Below are 25,233 nucleotides of genomic sequence, written 5' to 3' on the forward strand. Positions count from 1 at the left end.
ATGACCGCTACCTATCAGCCAGGACTCTTCGCAGGCAAACGAGCGCTGGTGTCCGGTGCCACGCAAGGCATCGGCGCCGTCATTGCCAACCACCTGGCCGAACTGGGTGCCGAGGTGACCGCCATCGGCCTGGGTGGCGGCGACGGCAGCCTGCATGCGTCCGTCGACGTTCGCCAGGCCGATGTCACTTCGGCGGCCAGCCTGCAGGGCGCCATCGGCGACATCGACCGGCTGGACATCGTCTTCAACTGCGCCGGCATCATCCAGCGCGGCGCGGAGCACGACCTGGAAGTGTTCGAGCGGGTGCTGGCCGTCAACCTCACAGGCACCATGCGGGTCTGCAGCGCCACCCGTGAACGGCTGAAGGCCAGCGGCGGCTGCATCGTCAACACGGCATCCATGCTCAGCTTCTTCGGCGGCGGGCTGGTGCCGGCCTATGCGTCGAGCAAGGGCGGCGTGGCGCAACTGACCAAGTCGCTGGCCATCGCCTATGCGCCGGACGGTATCCGTGTCAACGCGGTGGCACCCGGCTGGATCGCGACCCCGCTCACCAGGGCCTTGCAGGACGACCCGGCCCGCGCCGGCCCCATCCTGGCCCGCACGCCGCTCGGCCGATGGGGCCTGCCGGACGATGTGGCCAGGGCGGCGATGTTCCTGTGTACGCCGGCAGCCTCGTTCATGACCGGTGTGATCCTGCCGGTCGATGGCGGTTACATGGTGAGCTGAAGGCTGCGCGTGGAGTGACCGGAGGGCTATGGATAATGGGCCGCCGGCCGCCCCTGCCGCCGCCGGGCCTTCTTTTTCATGCGCGCCTCAAAACCTCCCCAGCCTTCCTTGCCAGCACTTCCATCGCTCCAGCCCGCGGCAGTCGCGGGCACCGCGGCATTCTCCAAGTTCATGCACGTGCTGCAGCTGGTGGCCGATGCGGAAGGGCAGGTCACTGTCGCGTCGCTGATGCGGGCCAGCGGTTACCCGCGGCCGACGGTGCACCGCATCGTGGCCGCGCTGATCGCGGAAGGACTGCTGGGCGAGAACGAACGCGGCGCCACGTTGGCGCTCGGCCCCCGCCTGATCCAGCTGGCGAGTCGCAGCTGGGGGCGTTCGGAGCTTCGGCTGGCAGCCGTCGACGAACTCAAGCAGCTGCGCGACATCACCGGCGAGACGGTGCACCTGGCCGTGCCGAGCGGCCGCCACATGGTGTTCATCGAGAAGCTCGAAAGTACGAGTGCGGTGTGCATGAGTTCGCGTATCGGCACCAGCGTGTCGCTGCATTCGACCGCGGTCGGAAAGGCCTATCTGGCCGCGCTGGACGACGCTGCCTGCGCCGAACTGCTGGCCGGCCTTCCGTCGCCGCTGCCGCGCCATACCGAACACACGACGGTCGACCCGGCAGCGCTGAAAACCCAGATCGACCGGGTGAAGAACGATGGCTGGGCGACGGACGACGAGGAGAACGAAGCCGGTGTCCATTGTTTCGGCGCGGCCATCGTGAATGCCCAGGGAAGACCGGTAGCCGCCATCAGCGTCAGCACATTGCTGTTCCGCCAGAAGGCCGATCCACAGACGGCCTACGTGAAGCCGCTGCTGGAGGCCTGCCGGATCATTTCGGCGCGCATCGCCCAGGCGCCATCGCTGTCCGACGGCCAGGCGCTCTGACGCCGGCGCCGTGGATCGAAATTCTCGCCACGTTCGACTTCGAGCATCGCGGGCACGGCAGGCGGTCGCCGGCTTGCAGCCGTACGAATGGTTTTGCCGGCATGCGCCTTGTTTCCCGGCATGAGCTCGAGGTGGCCGGTCAAGAGGCTGCGAACGGATCGGGGAGGGTGGTGGAATGGCATGCGGAGCTCGGTGACGCTCATCGACGCACTTGGAGCTTCATGACGATCCCTCGATCGGAGGCCTTCTGACCGAGGGTCGGACATGTTCCTGCCTTTCCCGACACCGCCTTCGGCCAGGCGCCTAGGCCCGCACCACCCGGTTCTTGCCGGTGCGTTTGGCCAGATACATGGCCTGGTCGGCCCGCTTGACCGCATCGAAAGGGTCTTCCTGGGCGGCCACCTGCGCCACGCCCGCACTGAAGGTGATCATCACCTTGTCGTTGTTCTGCATGAAGAACCGGCGAGTCAGTTCGCGTTGCAGGCGCTGCATGGCTTCCACGCCGGCGTCCACGGCGGTGTCGGGCAACAGCAGCACGAACTCTTCGCCGCCGTAACGGGCCAGCACGTCCTGTGGCCGCATGGCTTCACGCGCGACCCGCGCCAGATGCACCAGCGCCGCGTCGCCGCCGTCGTGGCCGATGCGGTCGTTGAGAAGCTTGAAGTTGTCGATGTCGAGCAGGGCCACGCACAGGGGCGAAATGGCTTCGCCGTTATTGGCGCCGGCGCGGCGGGCACGCGAGATTTCGCGTTCCAGGGCCTCGTCCATGCCCTTGCGGTTGAGTGCGCCTGTCAGCGGGTCGTGGCGCGCTTCGGCGCTGGCTTTTTCGAGTGCCAGTTGCAGCCGGCCCATGTCTTCCTGTGCCTTTTCGCTGCGTTCGCGCAGCGTCAGCAGGTCGTCGTGGTTGATCTGGCTGTCGAGCGCCATGGCTCGGGTGGCACCGATGACGTCGTGCAGCACCGGCGTGATTTCCTCGATGGTGCGGGCGCTGCCCAACTGCTCGGCGCAGGCTTCGATCTTGTCGTGGTAGACGCCGCTTTTCTCGCTCATGTTGGAGAGGCGGTCGATGAACACCGACAGCATCTGTTTCATCTGCTCCTGGGCTTCCATGCTGCGCGTGCGGGTTTCGCCCTGCTTGAAGATGACGTCTCGCAGGCGTGTCTGCAGGTCGTCCAGCTTGCGCAGCTCGAGCGGCGGCGTGGCGGCCGCCAGCAGGGCTTCGGCCTGGCCGCGCAGCCAGTTGTCGTCGACGCTCAGTACCGAGATGTTGCGGAACAGTTCATGCAGCGCCATGAGAAGGGCGCTGCGGATGGCGGCCTGTTCTTCGGTGGCGAAGGAAAGCCGGAAACCGAAGTTGGCCAGCAGCGACTTGATGGCCGCCAGGTCTGGCGCCGGCGAACGAAGCGCCTGGGTGAGCGTGGCGGCCTGCTCGCTCAGTCGCGCGCTGTCGCTGGAGGCGGAAGGAAGGGAATGTTCGACCAGCCGGGCGACCTGTTCCAGCAACGCACCCGGCAGCGCAGCCGCGACGTCGTCGGCGATGGTCGGAATGCCGACGGCCGGGTCCGCCTTGCGCGCCGGGGAGGCGATGTCGTCCGAACCCTGAACGGGGCCCTGCTGGCCCGCACTCTGGCCGAGGCCCAGGTTGGCGTAACCGACGATGCAGCGTTGCAGTTCGGTCCAGCTCTGTTGCTCGATCGCACCTTCGAACAGGGTCAGCAGGCGTTTCTGCGCAGCGGTCTGTGCCGGCAGCACCCGCAGCATCTGGCGCAGCGGCTGGACGGGGAAGAACGGCGTCGATCGCGCGCCTGCGAGCTCCTCGTAGATCGCACGGTAGTTGTCCGGCGTCGGCTGGAGACGGCGAAGTGCCAGCTGTTTGAATGTTTCGCGAGCGAATTCAGATGCGTTGCGGTCGGGCATGGTGGCGGGGTGCCGGTTGGTGGCGCGCCGGGCTGGCAAACGTGATTCTATTTGTATCAAGGACGGCTTGCCAAAGACGAAATGCGGCGTTGCCGGGGTGCGTCAGGTGCGCTGCAGCAGGGCCGAAATATCGCGTGCCGCCACCTGCAGTTCGGGCAGTACGTCCTGCCGCAGGCGTTCGATGCTGCCGCTGGAATAGGGCGCGCCGACGTTCAGCGCGGCGACCGTACGGCCGGCACGGTCGATGATGGGTGCGGCGATGGAAACCAGGCCGGTTTCCAGTTCGCGGTCGATCACCGCGAAACCCTGGCGACGGGCTTGCTGGATGGCCGCCATCACGGCGCCGGGTTCGGTCAGCGTGTGTTCGGTCAGCGGCTGCGGCGGATGGCGCTGCATCAGTTCCGCCAGCGTGGCGTCCGGCAGGTCGCCCAGCAGCACACGCCCGAGCGAGGTCGAAAAAGCCGACAGCCGGCTGCCGGCACCCAACGTCACCCGCATCACCTTGCGGGTCGGCACCCGCAGCATGTAGACGATCTCGTGGCCGTCCAGCACCGCGATGGAACTGGAGTCCTTGACCCGGCTGACCAGCGCTTCGACGATGGGCTCGGACAGGTGCCACAGCGGCTGAGAGGAGAGGTACGAAAAACCCAGGTCGAGGATCTTGGGCGTGAGCCAGAACAGCTTGCCGTCGCTCGCGGCATATCCCAGCGACAGCAGGGTCAGCAGCACCCGGCGTGCACCGGCGCGGGTGAGCCCGGTGGCGGCGGCCACCTGGGTGATGTTCTGCCGCGGCGCGTCCGCGCTGAAGCTGCGGATGACACCCAGGCCGCGTGCGAACGACTGCACGTAGCCGTCGCCCGGCACCGGGTTTGCGGAGATCTCCTGGCCGCCCTGGCCGGCTTCGTCGGGTGACACGCCCTTCAATCGACGCTGGCGCCGCTCGACTTGACCACCTGCTGGTACTTCGCCAGTTCGGCCCGCATGAAGGTGTCGAATTCTTCGGCTGTGGTGGGAACCGGCTCGGCCAGCAGGGTGGCGAAACGGGCTTTGGTGTCGGGTGCGTTGAGCGCCTCGACAAATGCATGGTTCAGGCGCTGGATGACATCGCGCGGCGTATGTGCCGGTGCGACCAGCCCCCACCAGGTGTCGATGGCGAAACCCTTCAGGGTGTCCGAAACAGGCGGTACGTCGGGCAACTGCGGGCTGCGGTGGGCGGTAGTGACGGCGATGGCCTTGAGTTTGCCGGCACGGATGTTGGGTGCGGCGGTGGACAGGTTGTCGAAGTTGAAGTCGACCTGGCCCGAGAGCAGGGCCAGCTGCGCCGGGCTGCCGCCGGCGTAGGGGATATGCACAGCGAAGACACCGGACTTCTGCTTGAACATTTCACCGGCCAGATGGCCTGCACTGCCGTTGCCGCCGCTGCCGTAGTTGAGTTTGCCGGGGTTCTTCTTCCCGTAGGCGATCAGGTCGGCCACGGTGCGGATGCCGAGGTGCTGCGCGTTCTCCGCGTTCATCACCAGCACGTTGGGCACCCGAACCATCTGCGTGATGCCGGCGAAGTCCTTCGCGGCGTCGTAGGGCATGCGTTTGTAGAGCCAAGGATTGACCGCGTGCGTCGCGGTGGCGGCCAGGCCGATGGTCAGGCCGTCGGGCGCCGCCTTGGCGACCACGTCCGCCCCGATGTTGCCGCCGGCTCCGGGCTTGTTGTCGACGATCACCGGGCCCAGGCTGTCCTTGACCTTTTCGGCCAGGATGCGCGCGGTGGCGTCCAGCGGGCCGCCGGCGGGGTAGGGCACCACCAGCCGGATCGGCCGTCCGGCCATCTGGGCAAAGCTCGCCGGCGCTGCCAGCGCGGCAGCCGTGGCGGTGACGGAAAGGATCAGTTGGCGACGTTGCATGCGGAGGTTCCTGGGATGTCTTTGTTTTTCAGGCGGCGGCTGCGGATCGGGTCCGCATCAGACCGGCTGCTGTTTGTCGGCTTCGCTGGTGAACGCATCCGCATAGAACTCCTCGGCCGGCAGCGCGCGTTGTTCCACATAGGATTTCTGGGCCGATTCGACCACGATGGGCGCACCGCAGGCATAGACCTGGTGACCCGACAGGTCGGTGAAATCGTCGAGCACCGCCTGGTGCACGAAACCGGTCCGGCCGGTCCAGCCGTCGTCCGGAAGAGGGTTCGACACCACCGGCACATAACGCAGGTTCGGCAGTTCGGCGGCCTGCTGTTGCATCCAGTCATGCAGGTACAGGTCGGCCGGGCGACGGCCGCCCCAGTAGACGGTGACGGCACGGTCGCTGCCCTTGAAACGCAGTTGTTCCATCAGCGCCTTGATGGGGGCGAAACCGGTGCCCGAGGCCAGCATGACGATGGGTTTGTCCGAGTCTTCGCGCAGGTAGAAGCTGCCGAACGGGCCTTCGCAGCGCAGGATGTCGCGCTCTTTCAAGGTGCCGAACACCTGGTCGGTGAACTTGCCGCCGGGCATGTGACGGATGTGCAGTTCGACCATCGGGCCGGTTTCTTCCTGGCGATGGGGCGCGGTGGCCATCGAATAGGCCCGGCGGCTACCGTCGCGCAGGATGAACTCGAGGTACTGGCCGGCGTGGTAACGCAGGTGTTCGGTGGCCGGCAGTTGCAGGCGCACCAGCATGACGTCGGCCGATTTCTTTTCCAGCAGCGACACCCGCGTCGGCATCTTGCGCACCGGAAACGCGCTTTCGTCTGTGACCTGGCGCGATTCCAGTGTCACGTCGCTCAGGGCGGTGGCGCGGCAGGTGAGGATGAAACCCTGGGCCTGTTCTTCGGCGGTCAGCGCCTTGGGCTGGTGTTCGCCCATCGCCACTTCGCCGTCGATCTTCCTGCACTTGCAGGAGCCGCAGGCGCCGTCCTTGCAACCGTAGGGCAGGCCGATGCCCTGGCGGATGGCAGCCGCCAGAATGGTTTCGTCGTCCTGGGTGTTGAAAGTGCGGCCGCTGGGCAGCACGGAGACAGTGAGGCTCATCGCTGGGTATCCTCGGGGGTTTTGGTCTGACCCCCCTTGTGTTCGGGTCGAACTCTCGATTTTGCCTGCAAACCTGTCCTCCCATTCCGGCGCCCTGCCAGCGCGCTTCCGGCGTACGCGCCTGCTGATCGTCGGTTGTGGCGATGTCGGCTTGCGTGCCGCGGCCGCCAGCCCGGCTTCGATCCGGGTGCTGGCGTTGACGTCGTCGCCGGACCGCGTTTCCGGACTGCGCGAGCGGGGCATCGTGCCCCTGACCGGCGACCTCGACGACGCCGCCACCCTCAAACGCCTGGCCGGACTGGCGCAGCGGGTGCTGCTGCTGGCGCCGCCGCCGGGCGTCGGCGAAGGCGATCCGCGCACCCGGGCGCTGCTGCATGCGCTCGCCGCCCGCCGTCGGCCGCATTCGCTTGTGTATGGCTCGACCAGCGGCGTCTACGGCGACTGTGGCGGTGCGCTGATCGACGAAACCCGGACACCGCGGCCGGCCTCGGCGCGGGGCCGGCGCCGGGTGGCGGCCGAGCAGGCGGTGCGGCGCTTCGGCCTGGGCGGCACCCGGGTGGCGATCCTGAGGATCCCGGGCATCTACGCACCCGACCGGGAAGGCGGCACGCCACGCACCCGGCTGGAACGCCGCACGCCGGTGCTGTGCGACGAAGACGATGTGTACACCAGCCACATCCACGCCGACGACCTGGCCCGCGCCTGCCTGGCGGCGCTGTGGCGTGGCGGCCCCCAGCGCATCTATCACGCGGCCGACGACACCCGGCTGAAGATGGGCGACTATTTCGAGCTGGCGGCGCGCCTGTACGGAATGCCTGCGCCGCCACGCCTGCCGCGCAGCGAACTGGCGGCATTGCTGTCGCCGATGCAGCTGAGTTTCATGGGGGAATCGCGCCGGCTCGACAACCGTCGCCTGAAGGTCGAACTGCGCCTGGTCCTGCGCCACCCGACGGTGGAGCAGGGCCTGACCGGCTGAGTCAGGCGCTCAGGCTGCCTGCCGGCCGGCGTACTGCTGTTCCAGTTCGGTCTCGTCGACGCCCGGTGCAATGCCGTCGATCAGCCAGGCGAACAGGCGCTCGACATTCACCGCCTGGATGAGCAGCTCGCCCTGGTTGGCCTTGATCACCTCGGTGACCAGCATCGACTGGCCGGTCGCCCGCAACGGGGTGCGGATGATCTGGCCGGGCTCGAATTGCGGCACGGCATGCAGTTCGTCCACCAGCAGGCCGATGGTCTGTCTGCCCAGCCGCAGCACCATCACCTGGCTGTTGCCGGTGACGCGGGTGGCGCTGGCGCCGATCAGCTGGCCGAGGTCGTAGACCCACATGAAACGCTGGTTCAGGTCGGGACGCTGCATGCCCAGGATGCCGACGCGGCCGCCGCCGCCGAGCGGAGTCGGGCGGACATCGGAGAACGGCACGGCTTCGAGTACGTGCAGGGCCGGGACCGCATACAGCGAATCGCGGCAGAAGAAGGTGGCGAACTCGGTGCCCTCGGTGCCGGCCTGCGCCTCGATCTGCAGCGCGCCGCGGCGGGTCAGTGCATTGCTGGCGCGCATCTCGCCGAAGCGCTCGTAGACAACCGCGATCACGTCTTCCCGGTAGCCGTCGACGGTCTTGAATTCGCGGTAGCCGCTGGAAGCGGTGCAGGCGACGATGGCGTAATGGCCGTCGTGCAGGGTGACATGGGCCGCACCCTGGCCGTTGGCCAGTCCACGCAGGTCCTCGTCGATCTCGAGCGTGCTTCCGACAGGCCGGGACGGGTCGGTGCTGGCCAGGACGCGGCCGTCGCGGTCGATGTAGAAAGCCGTCGCCTGCGCTTTGCCGACAATGCCGGCCGCCAGCATGTCGTGGAATTCCGGCGTTGCGTCGAAAACGATGCCGATGCCGCCCACCACCTGCTGCAGGTCTTCCAGATGGCGGACGGCCGCGTGGTAGACGTAGGTCGCGGCATCGCCGTAGAGCGCAGTGGTCTCGAAGGGACTGACGTGGTAGTCCTGGGGGCCGGCCAACGACACCACCCTTGCCAGTGTTGCCGTGTCGATGCGGCTGCCCACCACCGCGCCGTCGCCGGTCGACGCGACGATGGTGCCGTGGCGGTCGTAGACGTACAGCCTGGTGTAGACGGTGTACAGGCCGTTGATGTAGCTCAGGATCTCACCGATCCTTCCGGCGTCGGCGGCGTCGATATCGGTCTGGCCCAGGCCCGCGCGCAGTTCGGGTGTCAAAGCCCACCAGCGGCAATCGGCCGAGCGTTCGTACAGGTTGCGGTCCAGCAGGTCGACCAGCAGGTGCGAGCTGAACTGCGTATTGCGCAGGCTCGACGCCAGCACCGTCTGGTACAGGTCGCGAATGGAGCGGGCGAAGAGTTCGTTGCTGCGGTTGCCGGTTTCGCTGATCTGGTCGAGAACCGTCTTCAGCCTGGTGACGTCGCCTTCCTGGCCGACCGTCATCACCTGCCCGTTCCAGACGATGCGCTGGATGGTTCGTGCGGCGCTCATGATGTCGTGCAGCGGCGGACAGAAGGAATCGGCGTGCGACAGCAGGCCTTCGGCCATGGCGGGTGAGAGCGCGGCCAGCACGTCCTCGTTTTCGGCACCATTGCCGCGGAAGGCGATGTCCACCGGAATCATCACCTGGCCCTGCCAGCCGGCGGGGCCGGGGTAGCCCTGGTAGCCCTCGGAGCGGAAGGTGCGCACCAGGTATTCGCGGCCGCCGAAGACACGCGGTACCGACGACGCCTCCACGTTCACCGGCACCTTCGTGCCGGGCGGCATCCACAGCGGGTCGGCGCTGGCGATGACCCGGTCGTCGGCGTCCAGCAGAAGCAGGTTCGAGCGCTCGTCACCATCGCGGTGAGTCTCGAAGATGCCCTGCATCTCCTGCTGCAGGTTGAAGCCCAGGCACAGCAGCCCGACCACCGCGCCGGTGTCCGGATGGTGCATGCGCCGGGAGTACATCAGCGCACGTGGCAGGCCGGGACGCAGGTCGCTGGCACGGAAGGTTTCGACAAAGGTGTCGCTGGCCAGGGTCTCGGCCACCAGAGCGTCGGCGCTGCGCCGGAGCGACGCGGATTCGTCGAGTTGCAGCAGCACCCGGCCCTGCGTGTCCAGCAGCAGGATCTCGTCGTAGACGGTGTATTTGCTGCGGTAGTCGAGCAGGCGCTGGCGCACCGCGGCGCGTTGTTCGTCCTGCGTGGCTGTGTCGGCGACGAAGCGGCACAACACGCGGTCGGTGGCGAGAAATCCGACGTCCGCCGTGCGTTCGAACAGGTTGCGCACCACGATGTCGATCACGTATTGCGCCTTGGTGCCGATGCCCGCCATCACGTTGCGCACCTTTTCCTGGACCAGGCTGGCGACGAGTTCGTGTTCGAGCCTGGCAAAGCCGTGGCGGGTGGCCGCGATGGTGGGCAGGATGGTCTTGGCTTCGACCGGGCAGTTCATCTTGGCGGACGACTCGATGATCCGCCACATGATGTTGAGTTCCTGCAGCGACTGCTCGCAGCGGCTGACATCGCGGAGGTAGGGCAGAAACACTTCGGTGTTCGTCACCACGGTGGAAGTCGGTGCTGCGGCGGTTTTCGATTCGTTGCGCATGGTTCTCCAGAACGGGGGGACGAAAAACGGGCGAATGGCCGGGCGGCCATGGTCAACATGAGCGGTTTAGCAATAAGTGAGCCGGGCTCGTGTCCAACCCGTCGCTGCGGGTGGCGTTGCGCGGGCTGAGACAATCGGGGCCATGACCCACGAAATCTCCCACACCGAAAGCCGTGCGACCGACACGGCAGCCGATGGCCCGGCCGATCCTCTCCAGCATCTTTTCCCCAACGCACTGCGCGTCGAATCCATCGACCTCGAAGCCCAGGGCGTGGCGCGCCGCGCCGACGGAAAAGTGGTCTTCATCGAAGGCGCCTTGCCGACCGAACTGGTGACGGCCAACGTCCACCGCAAGAAGAACAATTGGGAATCGGCCAGCCTGGTCGAGGTGCACCGTGAATCGTCGCAGCGGGTGCGTCCCGGCTGCCCGCACTTCGGCCTGCATGCCGGCGCATGCGGCGGCTGCAAGATGCAGCATCTGCACGCCGGTGCCCAGGTGGCGGTGAAGCAGCGTGTGCTGGAAGACAACCTCTGGCACCTGGGCAAGACCCGGCCCGAGATGCTGCTGCGCCCCATCGAAGGCCCGACCTGGGGATACCGCTGGCGCGCCCGCCTGTCGGTTCGGCATGTGGTCAAGAAGGGCACGGTCCTCGTCGGTTTCCATGAACGCAAGAGCCGCTACATCGCCGACATGAAGACCTGCAAGGTGCTGCCACCGCATGTCGATGCCCTGCTGATGCCGCTGCGCGACCTGATCGCATCGATGGACAGCCGCGACACCTGCCCGCAGATCGAGCTGGCCTGCGGCGACGAGGTGACCGCCCTGGTGCTGCGCCACCTGGAGCCGTTGTCGGCTGCCGACCTGGGACGCCTGCGCGCATTCGCGGCAGAACATGTTTCCGCTGGCGTTCAGTGGTGGCTGCAGCCCAAGGGTCCGGACACCGCTCATCTGCTCGATCCCGAAGGCGCCTTGCCGCTGGCGTATTCGCTGCCGGAGTTCGGCATCGACATGCCCTTCAAGCCGACCGATTTCACCCAGGTCAACCCGCACATCAACCGGGTGCTGGTCGGCCGAGCGCTGCGGCTGCTGGATGTTCAGGCCGAGGAGCGGGTGATCGACTGGTTCTGCGGACTGGGCAATTTCACCCTGCCGCTGGCCACCCGGGCGCGCCAGGTCCGTGGCATCGAGGGCAGCGACACCCTGGTGGCCCGTGCCCGCGCCAACTACGCCCGCCATCAGGCGACCGGCCCGGTACGGCCGCTGGCGCCGGCCGACTTCATGGCCCGCAACCTGTTCGAAATGACACCCGCCGTGCTGCTGAAAGACGGCGTTGCCGAAAAGTGGCTGGTCGATCCGCCGCGTGAAGGCGCTTTCTCGCTGACGCGTGCGCTGGCTGATCTGTGTCGCCAGCAGGCGGGCCTTCCGCCGGTGGGCAGCGGCGAAGGCGAGGGCGGCGAAGACACCAGGAACACCAACGCACCGGTGGCGCCTGAGGCGCTGGCGCAATGGAGTCCGCCGAAACGTATCGTCTACGTGAGCTGCAACCCGGCGACGCTGGCGCGCGATGCGGGTCTGCTGGTACACCTGGGCGGTTATCGGTGCAGCGCGGCCGGCGCGGTGAACATGTTTCCGCATACGGCACACGTCGAAAGCATCGCGGTGTTCGACTATGTGGGGTTCGCGGAAGCGCCCGTGACACCGGACGCGTGAAATCGGGAAACTAGAGCGGGGCTGCCTTGGCCCTGTTCTTGTTGCGGGGAGCGACGACCTTCTCGGTGTCCTTGTCGATGCTGGCTTCGGCCTCGACCACCGGGGCCGGCGCGCCGGGCACGATGGCGGACGCCTGGCCTGCAATCTTGTTGTCCCGCATGTACTGGTCCATTTCCTTCCAGCCGGCAAAAACGGCCGACTTGCTGGCCTTGGCGTTCAGGGCGTAGCAGTCCTCGATGCCGCGCAGGCTGTAGCGGCAGGCACTGCCGATGGCCTTGGAGTCGGCTTCGCGCTGGGCGATGCGCGGATCGGGCTCCATGCCCGGAATCTCGCAACCTGCCAGCAGCAGGACGAGTAGACAGGGGGCGATCAGGCGGGATGACATGGTGGTGTTTGTGCGGACGGTTCAACTGATTATCGGCAGCCTGCCGAATAAATGAAGTCAAACCCCCTCGGCTGGAAACGGAAAAAGGCCCCGAAGGGCCTTTTTTGGTGGAGCGCCGGCTGAAATCAGTCGCGTTCGCCGCCGACGATGCCCAGCAGCGCCAGCAGGCTCTGGAACACGTTGAACAGGTCCAGGTACAGGGCCAGGGTGGCGCTGATGTAGTTGGTTTCGCCGCCGTCGATGATCTGCTTCAGGTCGTACAGCATGTAGGCGCTGAAGATGCCGATGGATGCCACCGAGAGCGCCAGCATGGCGCCGGTCGACGGCACGAACATGGCGATCACCGAGGCGATCAGCAGCACGATGACGCCGACGAACAGGAACTTGCCCATGCCCGACAGGTCGCGCTTGATGACCGATGCCAGCGTAGCCATGGCGAAGAAGACGCCTGCGGTACCGGCAAATGCCGTCATCACCAGCGATGCGCCGTTGCTGAAGCCCAGCACCATGGCGATCATGCGCGACAGCATGATGCCCATGAAAAAGGTAAATGCCAGCAGAACCGGCACGCCGGCTGCGGAGTTCTTGGTCTTTTCGATGGCGTACATGAAACCGAAGGCGCCCGCAAGAAACACCACCAGGCCCAGTCCGCCGTTGAGCGAGCGGGTGATTCCGGTGGCCACGCCCATCCAGGCGCCCAGCACGGTTGGCAGCAGGCTCAGGGCGAGCAGCCAGTAGGTGTTGCGCATGACCCGCTGCCGCTGGTCGCGCTGTGCCGTTTCCCAGCCGATGGCGGTGGTGGCGGCGTTGAAGGTCTGTAGTGGTTCGCTCACGGTGTTACTCCCAGAGTGATCGTTCGATTTCGTTGAAGTGACCAGGGTGCGCATTCGATCTGCCGCCACCCGTGCGCCCCGAATGGGCGTCTCGGCAAATTCTAGGTGTTGTGTGTTGCCGGGCGGTGGAAACCTCATGAGCGCCTGTGAATGCTTCAGAAGGATTTGCCGCCTTTTTTGGAGAGCAATCATTCGTACAAGGTTCCAATGCACGCGTAACTGCCCGTTATGCTTTCGGCTTGCGCCGTCGCACGCGCTGAACCTTACCACTGGAAGACGCATGAAAACCAAATCCGTACTCGAACTCGCAGACGTCAAGAAGATCGCGGCAGCCGCCGAAGCCGAAGCCCTGCAAAACGGCTGGGCCGTGACCATCGCCATTGCGGACGACGGCGGTTACCCCCTGTGGATCCAGCGCCTGGACGGAGCCGCGGCCACCTCGGCCAGCATCGCGCCGGCCAAGGCCCGCACCGCCGCTATCGCACGTCGTGAAAGCAAGGCCTTCGAGGACATCATCAACAACGGCCGGACCGCCTTCCTGACCGCGCCCGGAATGGACGGTCTGCTCGAAGGCGGGGTACCGATCGTCAAGGACGGCCAGGTGATCGGCGCAGTCGGCGTCAGCGGTGTCAAGTCGACCGAGGACGCACAGATCGCCAAGGCGGGCATCGCCGCACTCGGCCTGTAATCCAGTCGCCCAAAGAAAAAGCCGGCTCATCGAGCCGGCTTTTTTGTGGGTGATCGTGAAGGGAAAAAATGCGTGGCTGGAAGGAAAACCTTTTGGCTGGCAAAAACGACCCTGGGAGATTTCCGGGGAAATCTCTTGGTCGCCCCACGATGAAACGGATTATTTGGTCAGGATCAGCTTTCCCAGGCGGGTGGCCTGCAGGCGGTAGATTGATCCGTTGTGGCGGATGGAAACCGCCTTTTGGCCGCGCAGCAGGTCGGAACTGAGGATGGAAGCCAGCGAGATCTCGACCTGGTCCTGCTCGTCTTCATGGTCTGTCACTGCGTGCAGCGAGAGAATCTGGCGGACCTGGCCGAGTTGGCGGGCCGGAGCGGTGTGGGCTTGAGCTGGCATATCGCTGAATCTCCTGACGCGTTGTCGATTGAGTAATGATAACTATTCTCAAAAGCAAGTCAATCGACCCGATTGAAATAATTTGTTGGACGGCCGCGCTGGGCGATTGCGGCCGTCCAGGGATCCGGTCAGGAGCCTTCCGGATCGGTGACGAAACCGATCTTCTTGATACCAGCCTGCTGCGCTGCAGCCATGGCCTTTGCCACACGTTCGTAACGCACACTCTTGTCGCCCTTGATGTGCAGTTCCGGCTGCGGCTCATGGGTGCCCTCGCTGGCCAGTCGTGGCTGCAGCTGGTCGTCAGGAATCTGCGTGTCGTTCCAGAAATAGGCGCCGTCCGCCGCCACGCTCAGGCGGATGGTCTCGGGCTTGATGTCCTCGGGCTGCGCGGTGGCGCGCGGAAGATCGATGGGCACCGAGTTCTTCATGACCGGCACTGTGATGATGAAAATGATGAGCAGGACCAGCATGACGTCGACCAGCGGCGTCATGTTGATCTCGTTCATCACCTCGTCGGTGTCGTCCTGGGTACCGAAGGCCATCTCAGTTTCCCTTCTTGAGCGGCAGCACCGTTCCGGGCGTGGCGCTGACACGTGCACCGGTCACGAAATAGGCATGCAGGTCGTGGGCGAAGCTGTTGAGCTTGTTCAGGATGGATTTGTTGCCGCGCACCAGGGCGTTGTAGCCCAGCACCGCGGGAATGGCGACTGCCAGCCCCAACGCGGTCATGATCAGCGATTCGCCGATGGGGCCGGCCACTTTGTCGATGGTGGCCTGGCCGGCGGTTCCGATGCTCATCAGCGCGTGGTAGATGCCCCAGACGGTACCGAACAGGCCGATGAACGGTGCGGTCGAGCCTACCGAAGCCAGGATGGCCAGGCCGGCCTGCATGCGGGCGGTGGTTTCGTCGATGCCGTTGCGCAGGGTGCGGGTGATCCAGTCACTGACGTCCAGGCTGTCGTGCAGGTGGGCCTTGGTGTTGCGGTGGTGGGCAGTGGCTTCGCGACCTTCCAGCGCCAGTTGGCGAAAGGGGTTGGAAGCGTCCGCGCCCAGCTTGGCCATGGCGGCGGCGAAGTCCTCGCTGTGCCAGAAATCGTCCGAGTGGCGGGCGAACGCCTTGTAGCGGATGACGTCGAGCGTCTTGATCAGGATGACCATCCAAGAGGCCAGCGACATGCCCAGCAACATGATGGCGACCGCACGGGTGACGAAGTCACCCTGGGTCCAGACATTGGCGATGCCGAATTGCGATTCCATAGAAAAACACTCCCGATGCGGATGGCTTGAATTAATTGAGTACGAAATTGAACGGCGCGCGCAGCAGGAATACGGTCTCTGCATTGGCGGCTGCGCGCCGGATCGGCGTGACCTGGGCCTTGGCGGCTGCGTCCAGGGCGGCCTTGTCGAGGCGCTCGTAGCCGCTGGTCTGTTCCAGGGTGACACGTTTGGCGTAGCCGTCGGCACTGAAGTAGATGCCGACGATGACCTTGCCGGTTTCGCCCAGCCGGCGGCTCACGGCCGGATAGCTGACGGCCGGTTCGCGGATGTATTGCACCTGGCCTTCGGTGACCTCGATCAGCTTGGGCGCGGGCGGTGCCGGAGGAGCCGGCGGTGCAGGCGGCGCGACGGGTGCCGGAGGCGCAGGCGAGGGTGGCGCGGGAGCGGGGGGGGGCGGCTCGATGGCTCCCACGGGTGCGTTGGGCGTCGGAATCGGGTCGCGGATGGCGATCGGCTTGGGCGTGACCGTCTTCTTGGTGACCACTTCCTTCTTCGGCTGTGGCGGCGGAGGCGGCGGTGGTGCCGGTTTGGGCGGCGCGATGATCTGGCTGAGGATTTCAACCGGAACCACCACTTCCGCCACCTTTCGCACCAGTCCGCTCTGGATGGCCCACAGCGCGGCGGCATGGAACAGGATCACGCCGCCGGCAATGGCGACGTTGCGACTGACGCGCGGGAAAGGCGGAAGTCTTGAAGCCGTGGAGGACGAAGGAGCGGGAGAGTGGACTGCTGTCATTTCAAAGGGCGCACACCGAGGTGAAGCGCCTGCGGAGCACAGGCGCGGCTACTTCCGGAAAATCCACCAGGCCGAGCCGACGACGAGGATCAGGCAGCCACCGAGACTTGCGAAGATTTCCATGCCTTGCTCTCCGAGATGGATCTGGCGAGCTGGACCGTCTGGATGCCCGAATCGCATTGCAGCGCGGCGACAGGATGCGATGCACTGCACTGGGCGACCACGTCGCGTGCACAGGTTTCGCACTGACCGCACTGAGTGGCGACACCCAGTTCGAACTGGATTTCGTCAAAGCCCATGCCGGCACGCACATGGCGCGCAATCTCGCGATCCGAAACACGGTGGCAAACGCAGACGATCATGGCAACGAGCGGGTGGCTGGCTGGTTGGAAAAAGTCAGTATAAATGCGAATTCGTCGCATTACTAGCCTGCCGACGCTTTTCGTCGCGAATGGAAGGGGTTTACAACCCTGCATGGCGGTCTATGCTGATGCGCTGCATCCGTAAGTTGGTGCATGCTAAAAACTATCCGTAATGTTTCTACTTGCAATATGCGCATGGCTTTGAAATATGGGCGACTTCTTGAGACGCTTGGCTGCGTATGCTGCTTGCTGGTTACCTTGCCGGCCCAGGCTGCCACTCCCACGCAGCCCCCGATTCCCCTGTCGGTGGAACTCCAGCAGGAAATCGACGCCTACCGGCTCTGCGGTCGGCTCAACCTGCCACCGGATTTCAAACGTGTGAAAGATGCGGCGTCGGCTGCCAGCGTGGCACTGGACAAGTGTCGAAAGCAGCGGTTCGCCGTAGCCGGGCAGTTTGCGCTTGACTATCCCGGCACTGTAAGGACGAAGTCGTTCATCGACAGCCTGACGCTGGATCTGGTCCACGAACTCTCGGGTTGGCTGGAAGACGTGGACGCAAGGCGTGTACCGCCCCAGATGCCCTTGCCGGAGCGGCGAAATCGCTGAGGACTGGTGCCGTCAGCGAGCCCACTTCTTGGACGGACGGGGCTGCAGCTTGATTTCCACCGCCTTCTGAACCACCGGCGCTCCGGTCCGCGGGTCGGTATCCACCATGTCTTCCAGGCCAATGTCGCGGACATCGCTGGCAGTCTTGGTTTCGAGGTCGTCCAGTACCGCACCGATGGCCTTCTGCGCTTCGATGACGGCAGTTTGATTGTTGGTCATGTCGCGGTCGGCAAGCCGAAAAGTTGTAGACAGGCCGCATTTCATGTTCCCGGCCAGATGCCGGCTGTCGGCTGACGCCGACAGCGGCTGCCGTCAGTTGTCGGCACCGCGATGCAGGCAGTCCACCGCGGGCGTCCGGCCTGCAAGGGCCAGCGTGGCCACTGCGGACGGGCTGCTGGCCAGCAACCTGCCGCGACGCCGCACCTGCAGCCGGGTGGCACGCAAACGCAGGGCTTCCACCGGATCCCGTGCCTGCAGCAGCACGAAGTCGGCATGGCAGCCGGCTTCGAGGCCATACGCCTGCAGTCCCATGATCGCAGCCGGAGCGCAGGTCACCGCGTCGAAGCACCGGCGCATGGCGGCCTGGCTGGTCATCTGCGCCACATGCAGACCCATGTGCGCGACGTCCAGCATGTCGCCCGAACCGAGGCTGTACCAGGGATCCATGCAGCAGTCCTGGCCGAAAGCCACCCGCACGCCTTGCGCCATCAGTTCGGGCACGCGTGTCATGCCGCGGCGTTTCGGATAGCTGTCGTGCCGCCCTTGCAGCGTGATGTTGATCAGGGGGTTGGCGATGATGGAAACCTGTGCTTCTGCGATCAGCGGCAGCAGCTTGCTGACGTAGTAGTTGTCCATCGAATGCATGGAGGTGCAGTGCGAGCCCACCACCCGGCCCTGCAGGCCCAGCCGCTGGGTTTCGAACGCCAGGGTCTCGATGTGGCGCGACAGTGGGTCGTCGGTTTCATCGCAGTGCATGTCGACCGGCAGGCCGCGTTCGGCGGCCAGTTCGCACAGCAGCCGCACGCTGTCCGCGCCTTGGCCCATGGTGCGTTCGAAGTGCGGGATGCCGCCGACGATGTTCACGCCCATGTCGAGCGCGCGTCTGAGGTTGTCGAGTCCGCCGGCCGAACGCAGCACGCCGTCCTGTGGAAACGCCACCAGCTGCAGATCCATATAAGGAGCGACACGCCGTTGGACATCCAGCATGGCCTCGACGGTGACCAGGCGCGGGTCGCTGGTGTCCACATGGCTGCGGATCGCCAGCAGGCCCCGTGACACGGCCCAGTCGCAGTAGGCCAATGCCCGCTCGACCAGCGCTTCGTGGGTGAGTTGAGGCTTGAGTTCTCCCCAGAGCGTGATGCCCTCCAGCAGCGTGCCGCTGGCGTTGATGCGCGGGATGCCATAGGACAGGGTGGCGTCGAGGTGGAAATGCGCATCGACGAAGGGCGGTGAAACCAGTTGGTCGCCTGCGTCCAGCGTTTCATGCGCCGGCGCCTGCAGTCCTTGCGTGACCTCCACGAACCGGCCGTCCTGGACGGCCAGCGACATGCCGGTGCGGCCGTCGGGCAGGGTGGCATTGGTGACGAGCAGATCGAGCATCGGGGGTCCTGGGCTTGAAAATGGGGTGGCGAATGCCCCCCGAGCATAGCCAGCCGCAGCAACAAATGCGCCCGGTGAAGCTAGCCGCTGTCCGGCAGATGTGGGCGGGCCGCGCTGTCCGGCGCGCCGATCCACAAATGCAGGGCAGCCGCGCGTGCATGGCGGGGCGCCAGCGCCACAAAACTCGAATATGCAGCCAGTGCCGCCAGCTCATCGCCCGCCTTCAGCTGCGCGTCGCCCAGGTTGAGATAGGCCAGGGAGCGGCTGCCATCCATGTCTATGGCTTTCTGGAACCAGCGTGCCGCCTCTTTCGGCTGGCCGCGCCGGTAGAACACGAAACCCAGGTTGTTGGCCGCCAGGGCGAACCGGGGCTGCTGTTTCAGCGCGTCGAGAAAGGCGGCTTCCGCCTCGTCGTAGCGGCGCTCGCGATAGAACGCCAGCCCGCGGTCGTGCGCTAGCTGGGCAGCGGCGCGAGGTGATGCCGCCAGCGGCGCCGGCCTCTGTAGGGTGCTGTTGCCACCGTCGAGGTTCTTCACCACCACTTCTGCAGAGCCTTCCTGGGCCTGGTCGATGCGGCGGTTGAGGCGCCCGGCTTCGGCGTCCAGCTGCGGGCTGTCGCCGCTGAGGGCCTCGCGTTCGACCGGCAACTGAAACACGAACTCCCCGCCTTCCGAGCCGGGCAGGCTGCCGAAGGCGGGCGTCTGCCGGGCGATGGCTGCCACCGCCGGCGCGACGTAGGCGGCCAGTTCTGTGCCGGTCATCACCCCGTCGCCGTTGAGGTCGCCTTTGCCGGACAGCGCCTGAAGGACCGTCCAGGTGAACACCGAATGGCCGCCCGGGCCGTCGTCGGCCACCGGCTGGTCGGCGCCGCCCGCCGTCATCATCTGGCGGCCGATGCGTTTTGCGTTGTCGTCCAGGAAACGGCCCGACGCTGGCGCGCCGCCGCGGGTCAGACCGAGACCCGAATAACAGGCGTCGACGATGAAAAGCACATGTTTGGCCACCAGCGCCTCGGCGGCTTCCTGTAGCTGGGGCATGGAAATGGCGTCGGCCGCCAGGTCGCCCACCGACGCATCGACCGGAACGATGTAGCCCACGTCGCGGCCGCTGGCCAGCCTGCGGGTGCCGCCGTGACCGGCGAAGAACACCATCACCCGATCGTCACGCCGCACCCTCGCCGGGTCGGCGAGGCGGTCGTGCATCACTCGCAGTATGGCGGCGCGGGTGGCCTCGCCGTCGAGCAGCGTGGTGATGTTTTCGGGCTTGAAGGAAAACCGCTCGATCAGCACCTGCCGGATGGCGCTGGCGTCGGCCACCGCATGGCGCAGGCCGGGCCAGTGGGCATAACGATCGATGCCGACGACCAGCGCATGGCTGTCGCGATAGAGCGCGCCGCCCGACGCGGCCAGAGCGGCCTCGGGCACGGCGGGCGCCTTCACCGGGCTGAGCACGAAAGCGTCGCCGCGCCACAAGGCGAACCGCCAGCCGTCGGCCGCGAGCTGGTCGAGCACCAGCGGCAGGGCCTTGACCGTTCGCGCCTGGATGTCATGGAACAGCACCACGCCGCGCTGCGCCTTGTCGAGCTCCTTCAGCACCCGGTCGGCGATGGAGCGCGGCACCGGGTCTGCCCAGTCGAGCGAATCGACGCTCCACATCATCGAGCGCAGGTGGAGGGTCTCGATGGCCGAAAGGCTGGCGGCGTTGCGCGCACCATAAGGAAAACGGAACAGCAAGGGGCCGTTGCGGCCGGCTGCATCGAGCAGGCTTTCGGTATCGGTCGCTTCGCGGTGTACGGCGGCGTCGGCCAGCCTGGACATCTGCGAGTGGCTGAAACTGTGGTCCGCCAGTTGATGGCCGGCGTCGCGCACCCGTTGCGCCACCGCGCCCCTGGGGCCCAGCCGGGCCTTGCCGTCCGGGCCCACCGTGCCAAGATTCTGGCCGAGCATGAAGAAGGTGGCCGGTGCGCCATAGCGTTTGAGGATCTCCAGGATTTCGTCGGTATGGCTGGGACGCGGCCCGTCGTCGAAGGTCAGCAACAAGGTTTTGGGCGGCAGGGTGGAGCCGAAGATCTCGCGGGACTCGACCCGGGGTGCGCCCGACCGTTGGATGCGTATCTGCGCGTTGCCGCCAGGCGGGTTGGGCACCGGGGCCGGGGGCGCCGCCGCGGGCAGCGACACGCCATGATCGAGCAGGATCTCTTCGCGTCTGTAGATGGAACCCAGCTTGGCCAGGTAGTCGTCCCATTTTTCGCGCTGCGGCCGTATGCCTCGCTGGGCAAAACGGCCGAATACGTCCTTCAGTTCACGGTCGTAGGCCTGTTCGATGTCGGCCAGCACGGCCAGGTCGTCGCGGGCCCGCCTGGCCAGGCGCAGGCCGGCGATGGACTGCGAGCCGATGTTGCGTGCGGCGACGTCCTCGAGAAACTCCTTGAAGGCCAGCCGGTCGGCGTCGAACCAGCCGGGTTCCGTTTCGATGCGGTCCATCAGCGAGGCCAGCTCTGCCGTGGCGGCCGGCTCGGCGGCCAGCATGACCAGCGCCTGCTGCCGCTGCTGCATCGAATGGAACAGCATCTGCCCGACGGTGCCGAGCGCCTCGCGCTGCGGTGGTGAAAGGTCTTTTTCACCCTGCATCAGGACGATGGTGCGGCGGTAGTCGGCCAGCAATTCATCGGCCTGCTGGCGCAAGGCCGATAGCGCCGGTGTCGACTGTGTCGCCGGCGCATCGGGGCGAGCCGGTGCGGGTTTGTGGCAAGCGCTCAACGCCAGCAGGGCGAAGGCAAGAAAAGGCGTGCACACACGCAGTCGGATGGAGGGCATCCGGCGAGCCTAGGCAGCTGAATCGCTGCAGCTGGCCGCCTGTCGGGCCGTTGTGCCCGTTCGTCGTTTCCGGCTCCTAGCGCTCGCCCTTGCGGTACGGTTTCATCAGCGCCTGCGGATACGCTGCCTTGCGTGCCACCAGCGCCAGTGCCAGGATCGACAGCAGGTAGGGCAGCATCAGATACACCTGGTACGGCAGGGCGGCGTCTCCCGACTGCTGCAGCCGCAGTTGCAGCGCATCGAAGAAGGCGAACAGCAAGGCCCCCAGCAGTGCCTTGCCCGGCCGCCACGACGCGAACACCACCAGTGCCACGCAGATCCAGCCACGGCCATTGACCATATTGAAATAGAACGCGTTGAAGGCCGACAGCGTGAGGAAAGCACCGGCAACCCCCATCAGCGCCGAACCCGCCACCACCGCGCCGGTGCGCAAGGCCAGCACCGGCACGCCCTGGCTTTCGGCTGCCTGCGGGTTCTCGCCGACCATGCGCAGCGCCAGGCCCAGCGGGGTGCGCAGCAGCCCTGCCAACAGCGGCACCAGCAGCAGCGCCACCAGGGTGGGCGCGGTCTGGTCCGAAAGAATGGGAATGCCCAGGCCGGTCAGCGGCTGGAAGGGCTGGATGGTCGGCGGCGTCGCCACCTGTCCGAAGGCGATGCGGTAGGCGTAATAACTCAGCGCGGTCGCCAGCAGGGTGATGCCCAGTCCGCAGACATGTTGCGACAGCGCCAGCCCCACGGTCAGCGCCGCATGCAGCAGGCCGAACAGCGCGCCCACGCAGGCGGCGGCCAGCATTCCGATCCACAGCGGCGCACCGTGATAGACGGCCAGCCAGCCCGCCAGGGCGCCGGCCACCATGATTCCTTCGATGCCCAGGTTCAGCACGCCGGCGCGCTCGCACAGCAGCACACCCAGCGTGCCCAGCAGCAGCGGCGTGGCTATGCGCAGCACCGCGCTCCAGAACGACGGGTTGGCGAGGATGTCGGCAATGTCCTGGAAGTTCATGCTTTCAGCCTTTCCAGCGGACCCGAATCCGGTACTGCGCCAGCAGCGAAGCCACCAGCACCGCCAGCAGCGAGGTGGCGACGATGACATCGGCGATGGCGCTGGGTACACCCACGGCGCGGCTCATGCTGTCGGCACCGACCAGCACACCGGCGGTGAAGATCGCCGCCGCCACCACGCCCAGCGGATGCAGCGCGGCCAGCATGGCGATGACGATGCCGCTGTAGCCATAACCGGGCGACATGTCGAGTGTGAGGTAACCGGTGCGGCCCGCCACCTCGACCGCGCCGCCCAGGCCGGCCAGCGCGCCCGACATCAGCGCCACGGTCACCAGCGTGCGGGTGACGGGCACGCCGGCAAAGGCGGCGGCGCGGCTGTTGGCGCCGACGGCACGGATGTCGAAGCCCAGCCGCGCCCGCTGCAGCACCGCCCACAGGACCACCGCCAGCGCGCAGGCGCCGACCAGGCCGCTGTGCAACCGCGTCTGCGGCCACAGCTTGTCGAGCGAAAGTTCGTCCTGCAACGCGACGCTCTGCGGCCAGCCCATCGCTGCCGGGTCCTTCATGGGGCCGTCGAGCAGGGCCGACACCGCCAGCAGGACGATGAAGTTCAGCAGCAGCGTGGTAACCACTTCGTCCACACCCAGGCGGCTTTTCATCAGCGCCGGACCCAGCAGCAGCAGCGCGCCGGCCACCGCCGCGGCGGCGAACATCAGACCGGACAGCGCCCAGACCGGCAGGTCCCAGCCGGCGCCGTCGTGCAGGCCGCCGACCGCCACGGCGGCCAGGGCGCCGGCATAAAGCTGGCCCTCGGCGCCGATGTTGAACAGCCGCGCACGGAAGGCCACGGCCGCTGCCAGCCCGGTGAAGATCAGTGGCGTGGCGCGGGTCAGGGTTTCGCTCCAGGCGAAGGTCGAGCCGAAACCGCCTTCGAACAGGGCCGCGTACGTGCGGCCGACCGGCGCGCCGGCTGCGACCACCAGCAGGGCGCTGACCAGCAGGGTGAAGATCAGCGCGCCCAGCGATGCGGCGGCGATAGCGAGCGGCGACGACCGGGCCCGGCGTTCGAGTCTCATGGGGCCTCGGCTTTCACCGTCGTGGTGTGCGCCGCCATCGAATCGGGCGCATCGCCCGCACCCGCCATGGCCAGGCCCAGGGCTTCGCGGGTCCAGGCGGCGCCCGGAAGGGCGGCGGTGAGCCGGCCCTCGTGCAGCACGGCGATGCGGTCGCCCAGCGCCGTCACTTCGTCCAGGTCATCGGATATCAGCAGTACCGCGGCCCCGGCGATACGCGCCGCGATGATTTCGGTGCGGATGCCGGCCACGGCGCCGATGTCCAGGCCCCAGGTCGGCTGGTGCGCCACCAGCAGGCGCACGGCCTGCCGCTGGCCCGGCGCTGTCAGCAGGGCCCGGCCCAGCAGCAGCTTTTGCAAATTGCCGCCGGACAGGGACCGGGCGGGCGCATCCAGCCCGCCGCCACGCACATCGAAAGCCTTCAAGATGTCGGCCGCATGTCGTCGCGCCACGCCGCGCCGCACCCAGCCCCAATGGCAGAAAGCCGCATTGCGCAGGCGTTCGGACACCGCGTTTTCCCAAATCGGCAGGTCGCCGACCGAACCCACGCCATGGCGGTCTTCCGGAATGCGCGCCACGCCGGCGCGCACCAGCGATGCCGGGTCGCGGCGCAGTGGTTTGCCCAGCAGGCTGACGCTTCCGCCGACCAGTCGGCGGGTGCCGCACAGAACCTCTGCCAGGGCCGCCTGGCCGTTGCCCGACACACCTGCGATGGCCACTATTTCACCCGCCGCCAGCGTCAGCGAGACACCCTTCAGCCGGTCGCGCGGACCGCCCTCCGATACGGCAGCCCGCAAGGCGCAGACGGTGTCGCCGGTCTTGGCCGCCGACGCCCTTCTGGGCATGGCCACCGGCCTGCCCACCATCCAGTCGGCCAGCTGCGCCGCGCTGGTGCCGGCAGCAGGCGCCTGCGCCACCACCCTGCCGCCGCGCAAGACCACCAACCGGTGCGCCACTCGCAGCACTTCTGCCAGCTTGTGGCTGATGAAGACCACCGAAAGTCCTTGCGCCACCAGCAGCGCCAGCGTGGCGAAAAGCGATTCGCTCTCCTGCGGCGTCAGCACTGCGGTGGGCTCGTCCAATATCAGGATGCGGGCGCCGCGGTACAGCGCCTTGAGGATTTCCACCCGTTGGCGTTCGCCGACCGACAGGCTGCCGACACGGGCGTCGGCATCCACCGGCAGGCCGAAGCGGTCGGCCACGGTCGTCAGCTTCTGCCGCGCGGCGGACCGCCGGCTGAAGGGTCGCCATAGCGGCTCGGTGCCCAGGATCACGTTGTCCAGCACGCTCAGGTTGTCCGCCAGCGCGAAATGCTGGTGCACCATTCCGATGCCGGCGGCCAGTGCGGCGCGCGGCTGGCCCGGCGGCAGCGGTCGGCCGAACACCTCGATGCTGCCGCTGTCGGCGGTGTAGTGGCCGAACAGGATGGACATCAGCGTCGATTTGCCGGCGCCGTTCTCGCCGAGCAGGGCCAGCACTTCGCCGGCCTTCAGGTCCAGCGAGATGTCGTCGTTGGCGACCAGCGGGCCGAAACGTTTGTGGATGCCCCGCAGCTGCAGCACGGTTTCGTCCATGTTTTTT

The 25,233-nt window shown here is 66.6% G+C and carries 24 protein-coding genes; 6 read left to right on the forward strand and 18 right to left on the reverse strand.

Annotation, left to right across the window (positions count from 1 at the left end; translation table 11 throughout):
* Window positions 1-726, forward strand: a complete 726-nt coding sequence (locus AC3ANW_RS07090) for an SDR family NAD(P)-dependent oxidoreductase (RefSeq protein WP_488344488.1) — start codon at window positions 1-3, stop codon at window positions 724-726.
* 78 nt (window positions 727-804) lie between these two features.
* A complete protein-coding gene (locus AC3ANW_RS07095) occupies window positions 805-1,656 on the forward strand; it encodes an IclR family transcriptional regulator (protein ID WP_488344489.1) in 852 nt (283 codons plus the stop codon).
* 303 nt (window positions 1,657-1,959) lie between these two features.
* Here AC3ANW_RS07095 and AC3ANW_RS07100 read toward each other — a convergent pair whose 3' ends face one another.
* The 4 genes from AC3ANW_RS07100 to AC3ANW_RS07115 form a co-directional block, all read right to left on the reverse strand.
* On the reverse strand, window positions 1,960-3,573 hold the full coding sequence (locus AC3ANW_RS07100) for a GGDEF domain-containing protein (RefSeq protein ID WP_488344490.1): 1,614 nt from the start codon (window positions 3,571-3,573) through the stop codon (window positions 1,960-1,962).
* A gap of 102 nt (window positions 3,574-3,675) precedes the next feature.
* A complete protein-coding gene (locus tag AC3ANW_RS07105) occupies window positions 3,676-4,488 on the reverse strand; it encodes an IclR family transcriptional regulator domain-containing protein (RefSeq protein ID WP_488344491.1) in 813 nt (270 codons plus the stop codon).
* A 5-nt stretch (window positions 4,489-4,493) separates the two neighbouring features.
* Window positions 4,494-5,471, reverse strand: a complete 978-nt coding sequence (locus AC3ANW_RS07110) for a Bug family tripartite tricarboxylate transporter substrate binding protein (protein ID WP_488344492.1) — start codon at window positions 5,469-5,471, stop codon at window positions 4,494-4,496.
* Window positions 5,472-5,528: 57 nt separating this feature from the next.
* Complete coding sequence (locus tag AC3ANW_RS07115; protein ID WP_488344493.1) at window positions 5,529-6,572, reverse strand: CDP-6-deoxy-delta-3,4-glucoseen reductase; 1,044 nt, start codon at window positions 6,570-6,572, stop codon at window positions 5,529-5,531.
* A gap of 61 nt (window positions 6,573-6,633) precedes the next feature.
* Between AC3ANW_RS07115 and AC3ANW_RS07120 the strand changes: the two genes are divergently transcribed.
* Complete coding sequence (locus AC3ANW_RS07120; protein ID WP_488344494.1) at window positions 6,634-7,548, forward strand: SDR family oxidoreductase; 915 nt, start codon at window positions 6,634-6,636, stop codon at window positions 7,546-7,548.
* 9 nt (window positions 7,549-7,557) lie between these two features.
* Here AC3ANW_RS07120 and AC3ANW_RS07125 read toward each other — a convergent pair whose 3' ends face one another.
* Window positions 7,558-10,170, reverse strand: coding sequence for a chemotaxis protein CheW (locus AC3ANW_RS07125; protein ID WP_488344495.1), 2,613 nt, complete (start codon window positions 10,168-10,170; stop codon window positions 7,558-7,560).
* Between the two features lie 142 nt (window positions 10,171-10,312).
* On the opposite strand from AC3ANW_RS07125, the gene rlmD reads away from it, so the two are divergent.
* Window positions 10,313-11,881 (forward strand): 23S rRNA (uracil(1939)-C(5))-methyltransferase RlmD, encoded by a 1,569-nt coding sequence (gene rlmD / locus AC3ANW_RS07130; RefSeq protein WP_488344496.1) that lies wholly within the window; start codon window positions 10,313-10,315, stop codon window positions 11,879-11,881.
* Window positions 11,882-11,891: 10 nt separating this feature from the next.
* Here the strand turns inward: rlmD and AC3ANW_RS07135 are convergent, their stop codons facing one another.
* Both AC3ANW_RS07135 and AC3ANW_RS07140 read right to left on the reverse strand, forming a co-directional pair.
* Entirely contained in the window at window positions 11,892-12,266 is a 375-nt protein-coding gene (locus AC3ANW_RS07135) for a hypothetical protein (RefSeq protein ID WP_488344497.1), read from the reverse strand.
* 125 nt (window positions 12,267-12,391) lie between these two features.
* Complete coding sequence (locus AC3ANW_RS07140; protein WP_488345374.1) at window positions 12,392-13,057, reverse strand: Bax inhibitor-1/YccA family protein; 666 nt, start codon at window positions 13,055-13,057, stop codon at window positions 12,392-12,394.
* Between the two features lie 322 nt (window positions 13,058-13,379).
* Here AC3ANW_RS07140 and AC3ANW_RS07145 point away from each other — a divergent pair, with 322 nt between their 5' ends.
* Window positions 13,380-13,787 carry a GlcG/HbpS family heme-binding protein gene (locus tag AC3ANW_RS07145; protein ID WP_488344498.1) on the forward strand — a complete coding sequence of 136 codons (408 nt, stop codon included), beginning with the start codon at window positions 13,380-13,382 and terminating at the stop codon, window positions 13,785-13,787.
* A gap of 159 nt (window positions 13,788-13,946) precedes the next feature.
* Here AC3ANW_RS07145 and hemP read toward each other — a convergent pair whose 3' ends face one another.
* From hemP to AC3ANW_RS07170, 5 genes are all read right to left on the reverse strand, one after another.
* Window positions 13,947-14,180: a hemin uptake protein HemP gene (hemP, locus tag AC3ANW_RS07150; protein ID WP_488344499.1), complete on the reverse strand. Its 234-nt coding sequence runs from the start codon at window positions 14,178-14,180 to the stop codon at window positions 13,947-13,949.
* Between the two features lie 128 nt (window positions 14,181-14,308).
* Complete coding sequence (locus AC3ANW_RS07155; protein WP_488344500.1) at window positions 14,309-14,722, reverse strand: ExbD/TolR family protein; 414 nt, start codon at window positions 14,720-14,722, stop codon at window positions 14,309-14,311.
* Between the two features lies 1 nt (window position 14,723).
* Window positions 14,724-15,437, reverse strand: a complete 714-nt coding sequence (locus AC3ANW_RS07160; RefSeq protein ID WP_488344501.1) for a MotA/TolQ/ExbB proton channel family protein — start codon at window positions 15,435-15,437, stop codon at window positions 14,724-14,726.
* 31 nt (window positions 15,438-15,468) lie between these two features.
* Complete coding sequence (locus AC3ANW_RS07165) at window positions 15,469-16,194, reverse strand: TonB family protein (protein WP_488344502.1); 726 nt, start codon at window positions 16,192-16,194, stop codon at window positions 15,469-15,471.
* Window positions 16,195-16,283: 89 nt separating this feature from the next.
* Window positions 16,284-16,556 (reverse strand): (2Fe-2S)-binding protein, encoded by a 273-nt coding sequence (locus AC3ANW_RS07170; protein WP_488345375.1) that lies wholly within the window; start codon window positions 16,554-16,556, stop codon window positions 16,284-16,286.
* A gap of 195 nt (window positions 16,557-16,751) precedes the next feature.
* Between AC3ANW_RS07170 and AC3ANW_RS07175 the strand changes: the two genes are divergently transcribed.
* Window positions 16,752-17,162 (forward strand): hypothetical protein, encoded by a 411-nt coding sequence (locus AC3ANW_RS07175; RefSeq protein ID WP_488344503.1) that lies wholly within the window; start codon window positions 16,752-16,754, stop codon window positions 17,160-17,162.
* A gap of 12 nt (window positions 17,163-17,174) precedes the next feature.
* On the opposite strand, the gene AC3ANW_RS07180 is transcribed toward AC3ANW_RS07175, so the two are convergent.
* The 6 genes from AC3ANW_RS07180 to AC3ANW_RS07205 all read right to left on the reverse strand — a co-directional run bounded on the left by AC3ANW_RS07180 (window position 17,175) and on the right by AC3ANW_RS07205 (window position 25,226).
* Window positions 17,175-17,381 (reverse strand): hypothetical protein, encoded by a 207-nt coding sequence (locus AC3ANW_RS07180; protein WP_488344504.1) that lies wholly within the window; start codon window positions 17,379-17,381, stop codon window positions 17,175-17,177.
* 93 nt (window positions 17,382-17,474) lie between these two features.
* Window positions 17,475-18,761, reverse strand: coding sequence for an amidohydrolase family protein (locus AC3ANW_RS07185; protein WP_488344505.1), 1,287 nt, complete (start codon window positions 18,759-18,761; stop codon window positions 17,475-17,477).
* Between the two features lie 80 nt (window positions 18,762-18,841).
* Entirely contained in the window at window positions 18,842-21,577 is a 2,736-nt protein-coding gene (locus tag AC3ANW_RS07190; RefSeq protein WP_488344506.1) for a polysaccharide deacetylase family protein, read from the reverse strand.
* 76 nt (window positions 21,578-21,653) lie between these two features.
* Window positions 21,654-22,580 (reverse strand): ABC transporter permease, encoded by a 927-nt coding sequence (locus tag AC3ANW_RS07195; RefSeq protein ID WP_488344507.1) that lies wholly within the window; start codon window positions 22,578-22,580, stop codon window positions 21,654-21,656.
* Window positions 22,581-22,584: 4 nt separating this feature from the next.
* Complete coding sequence (locus tag AC3ANW_RS07200) at window positions 22,585-23,655, reverse strand: ABC transporter permease (RefSeq protein WP_488344508.1); 1,071 nt, start codon at window positions 23,653-23,655, stop codon at window positions 22,585-22,587.
* Window positions 23,652-25,226, reverse strand: coding sequence for an ABC transporter ATP-binding protein (locus tag AC3ANW_RS07205; RefSeq protein ID WP_488344509.1), 1,575 nt, complete (start codon window positions 25,224-25,226; stop codon window positions 23,652-23,654). The genes AC3ANW_RS07200 and AC3ANW_RS07205 overlap by 4 nt, the downstream gene beginning before the upstream one ends.
* Window positions 25,227-25,233 lie beyond the last annotated feature (7 nt).

The organism is Xylophilus sp. PBN-3R, from assembly GCF_057747805.1.

Coding starts and splice junctions, on each gene's coding strand:
- AC3ANW_RS07155 (WP_488344500.1), bottom strand. CDS start 14,722: ATGGCCTTCGGTACCCAGGACGACACCGACGAGGTGATGAACGAGATC.
- AC3ANW_RS07125 (WP_488344495.1), bottom strand. CDS start 10,170: ATGCGCAACGAATCGAAAACCGCCGCAGCACCGACTTCCACCGTGGTG.
- AC3ANW_RS07110 (WP_488344492.1), bottom strand. CDS start 5,471: ATGCAACGTCGCCAACTGATCCTTTCCGTCACCGCCACGGCTGCCGCG.
- AC3ANW_RS07165 (WP_488344502.1), bottom strand. CDS start 16,194: ATGACAGCAGTCCACTCTCCCGCTCCTTCGTCCTCCACGGCTTCAAGA.
- AC3ANW_RS07205 (WP_488344509.1), bottom strand. CDS start 25,226: ATGGACGAAACCGTGCTGCAGCTGCGGGGCATCCACAAACGTTTCGGC.
- AC3ANW_RS07200 (WP_488344508.1), bottom strand. CDS start 23,655: ATGAGACTCGAACGCCGGGCCCGGTCGTCGCCGCTCGCTATCGCCGCC.
- rlmD (WP_488344496.1), top strand. CDS start 10,313: ATGACCCACGAAATCTCCCACACCGAAAGCCGTGCGACCGACACGGCA.
- AC3ANW_RS07160 (WP_488344501.1), bottom strand. CDS start 15,437: ATGGAATCGCAATTCGGCATCGCCAATGTCTGGACCCAGGGTGACTTC.
- AC3ANW_RS07095 (WP_488344489.1), top strand. CDS start 805: ATGCGCGCCTCAAAACCTCCCCAGCCTTCCTTGCCAGCACTTCCATCG.
- hemP (WP_488344499.1), bottom strand. CDS start 14,180: ATGCCAGCTCAAGCCCACACCGCTCCGGCCCGCCAACTCGGCCAGGTC.
- AC3ANW_RS07100 (WP_488344490.1), bottom strand. CDS start 3,573: ATGCCCGACCGCAACGCATCTGAATTCGCTCGCGAAACATTCAAACAG.
- AC3ANW_RS07135 (WP_488344497.1), bottom strand. CDS start 12,266: ATGTCATCCCGCCTGATCGCCCCCTGTCTACTCGTCCTGCTGCTGGCA.
- AC3ANW_RS07145 (WP_488344498.1), top strand. CDS start 13,380: ATGAAAACCAAATCCGTACTCGAACTCGCAGACGTCAAGAAGATCGCG.
- AC3ANW_RS07190 (WP_488344506.1), bottom strand. CDS start 21,577: ATGCCCTCCATCCGACTGCGTGTGTGCACGCCTTTTCTTGCCTTCGCC.
- AC3ANW_RS07115 (WP_488344493.1), bottom strand. CDS start 6,572: ATGAGCCTCACTGTCTCCGTGCTGCCCAGCGGCCGCACTTTCAACACC.
- AC3ANW_RS07185 (WP_488344505.1), bottom strand. CDS start 18,761: ATGCTCGATCTGCTCGTCACCAATGCCACCCTGCCCGACGGCCGCACC.
- AC3ANW_RS07180 (WP_488344504.1), bottom strand. CDS start 17,381: ATGACCAACAATCAAACTGCCGTCATCGAAGCGCAGAAGGCCATCGGT.
- AC3ANW_RS07170 (WP_488345375.1), bottom strand. CDS start 16,556: ATGATCGTCTGCGTTTGCCACCGTGTTTCGGATCGCGAGATTGCGCGC.
- AC3ANW_RS07175 (WP_488344503.1), top strand. CDS start 16,752: ATGGCTTTGAAATATGGGCGACTTCTTGAGACGCTTGGCTGCGTATGC.
- AC3ANW_RS07195 (WP_488344507.1), bottom strand. CDS start 22,580: ATGAACTTCCAGGACATTGCCGACATCCTCGCCAACCCGTCGTTCTGG.
- AC3ANW_RS07090 (WP_488344488.1), top strand. CDS start 1: ATGACCGCTACCTATCAGCCAGGACTCTTCGCAGGCAAACGAGCGCTG.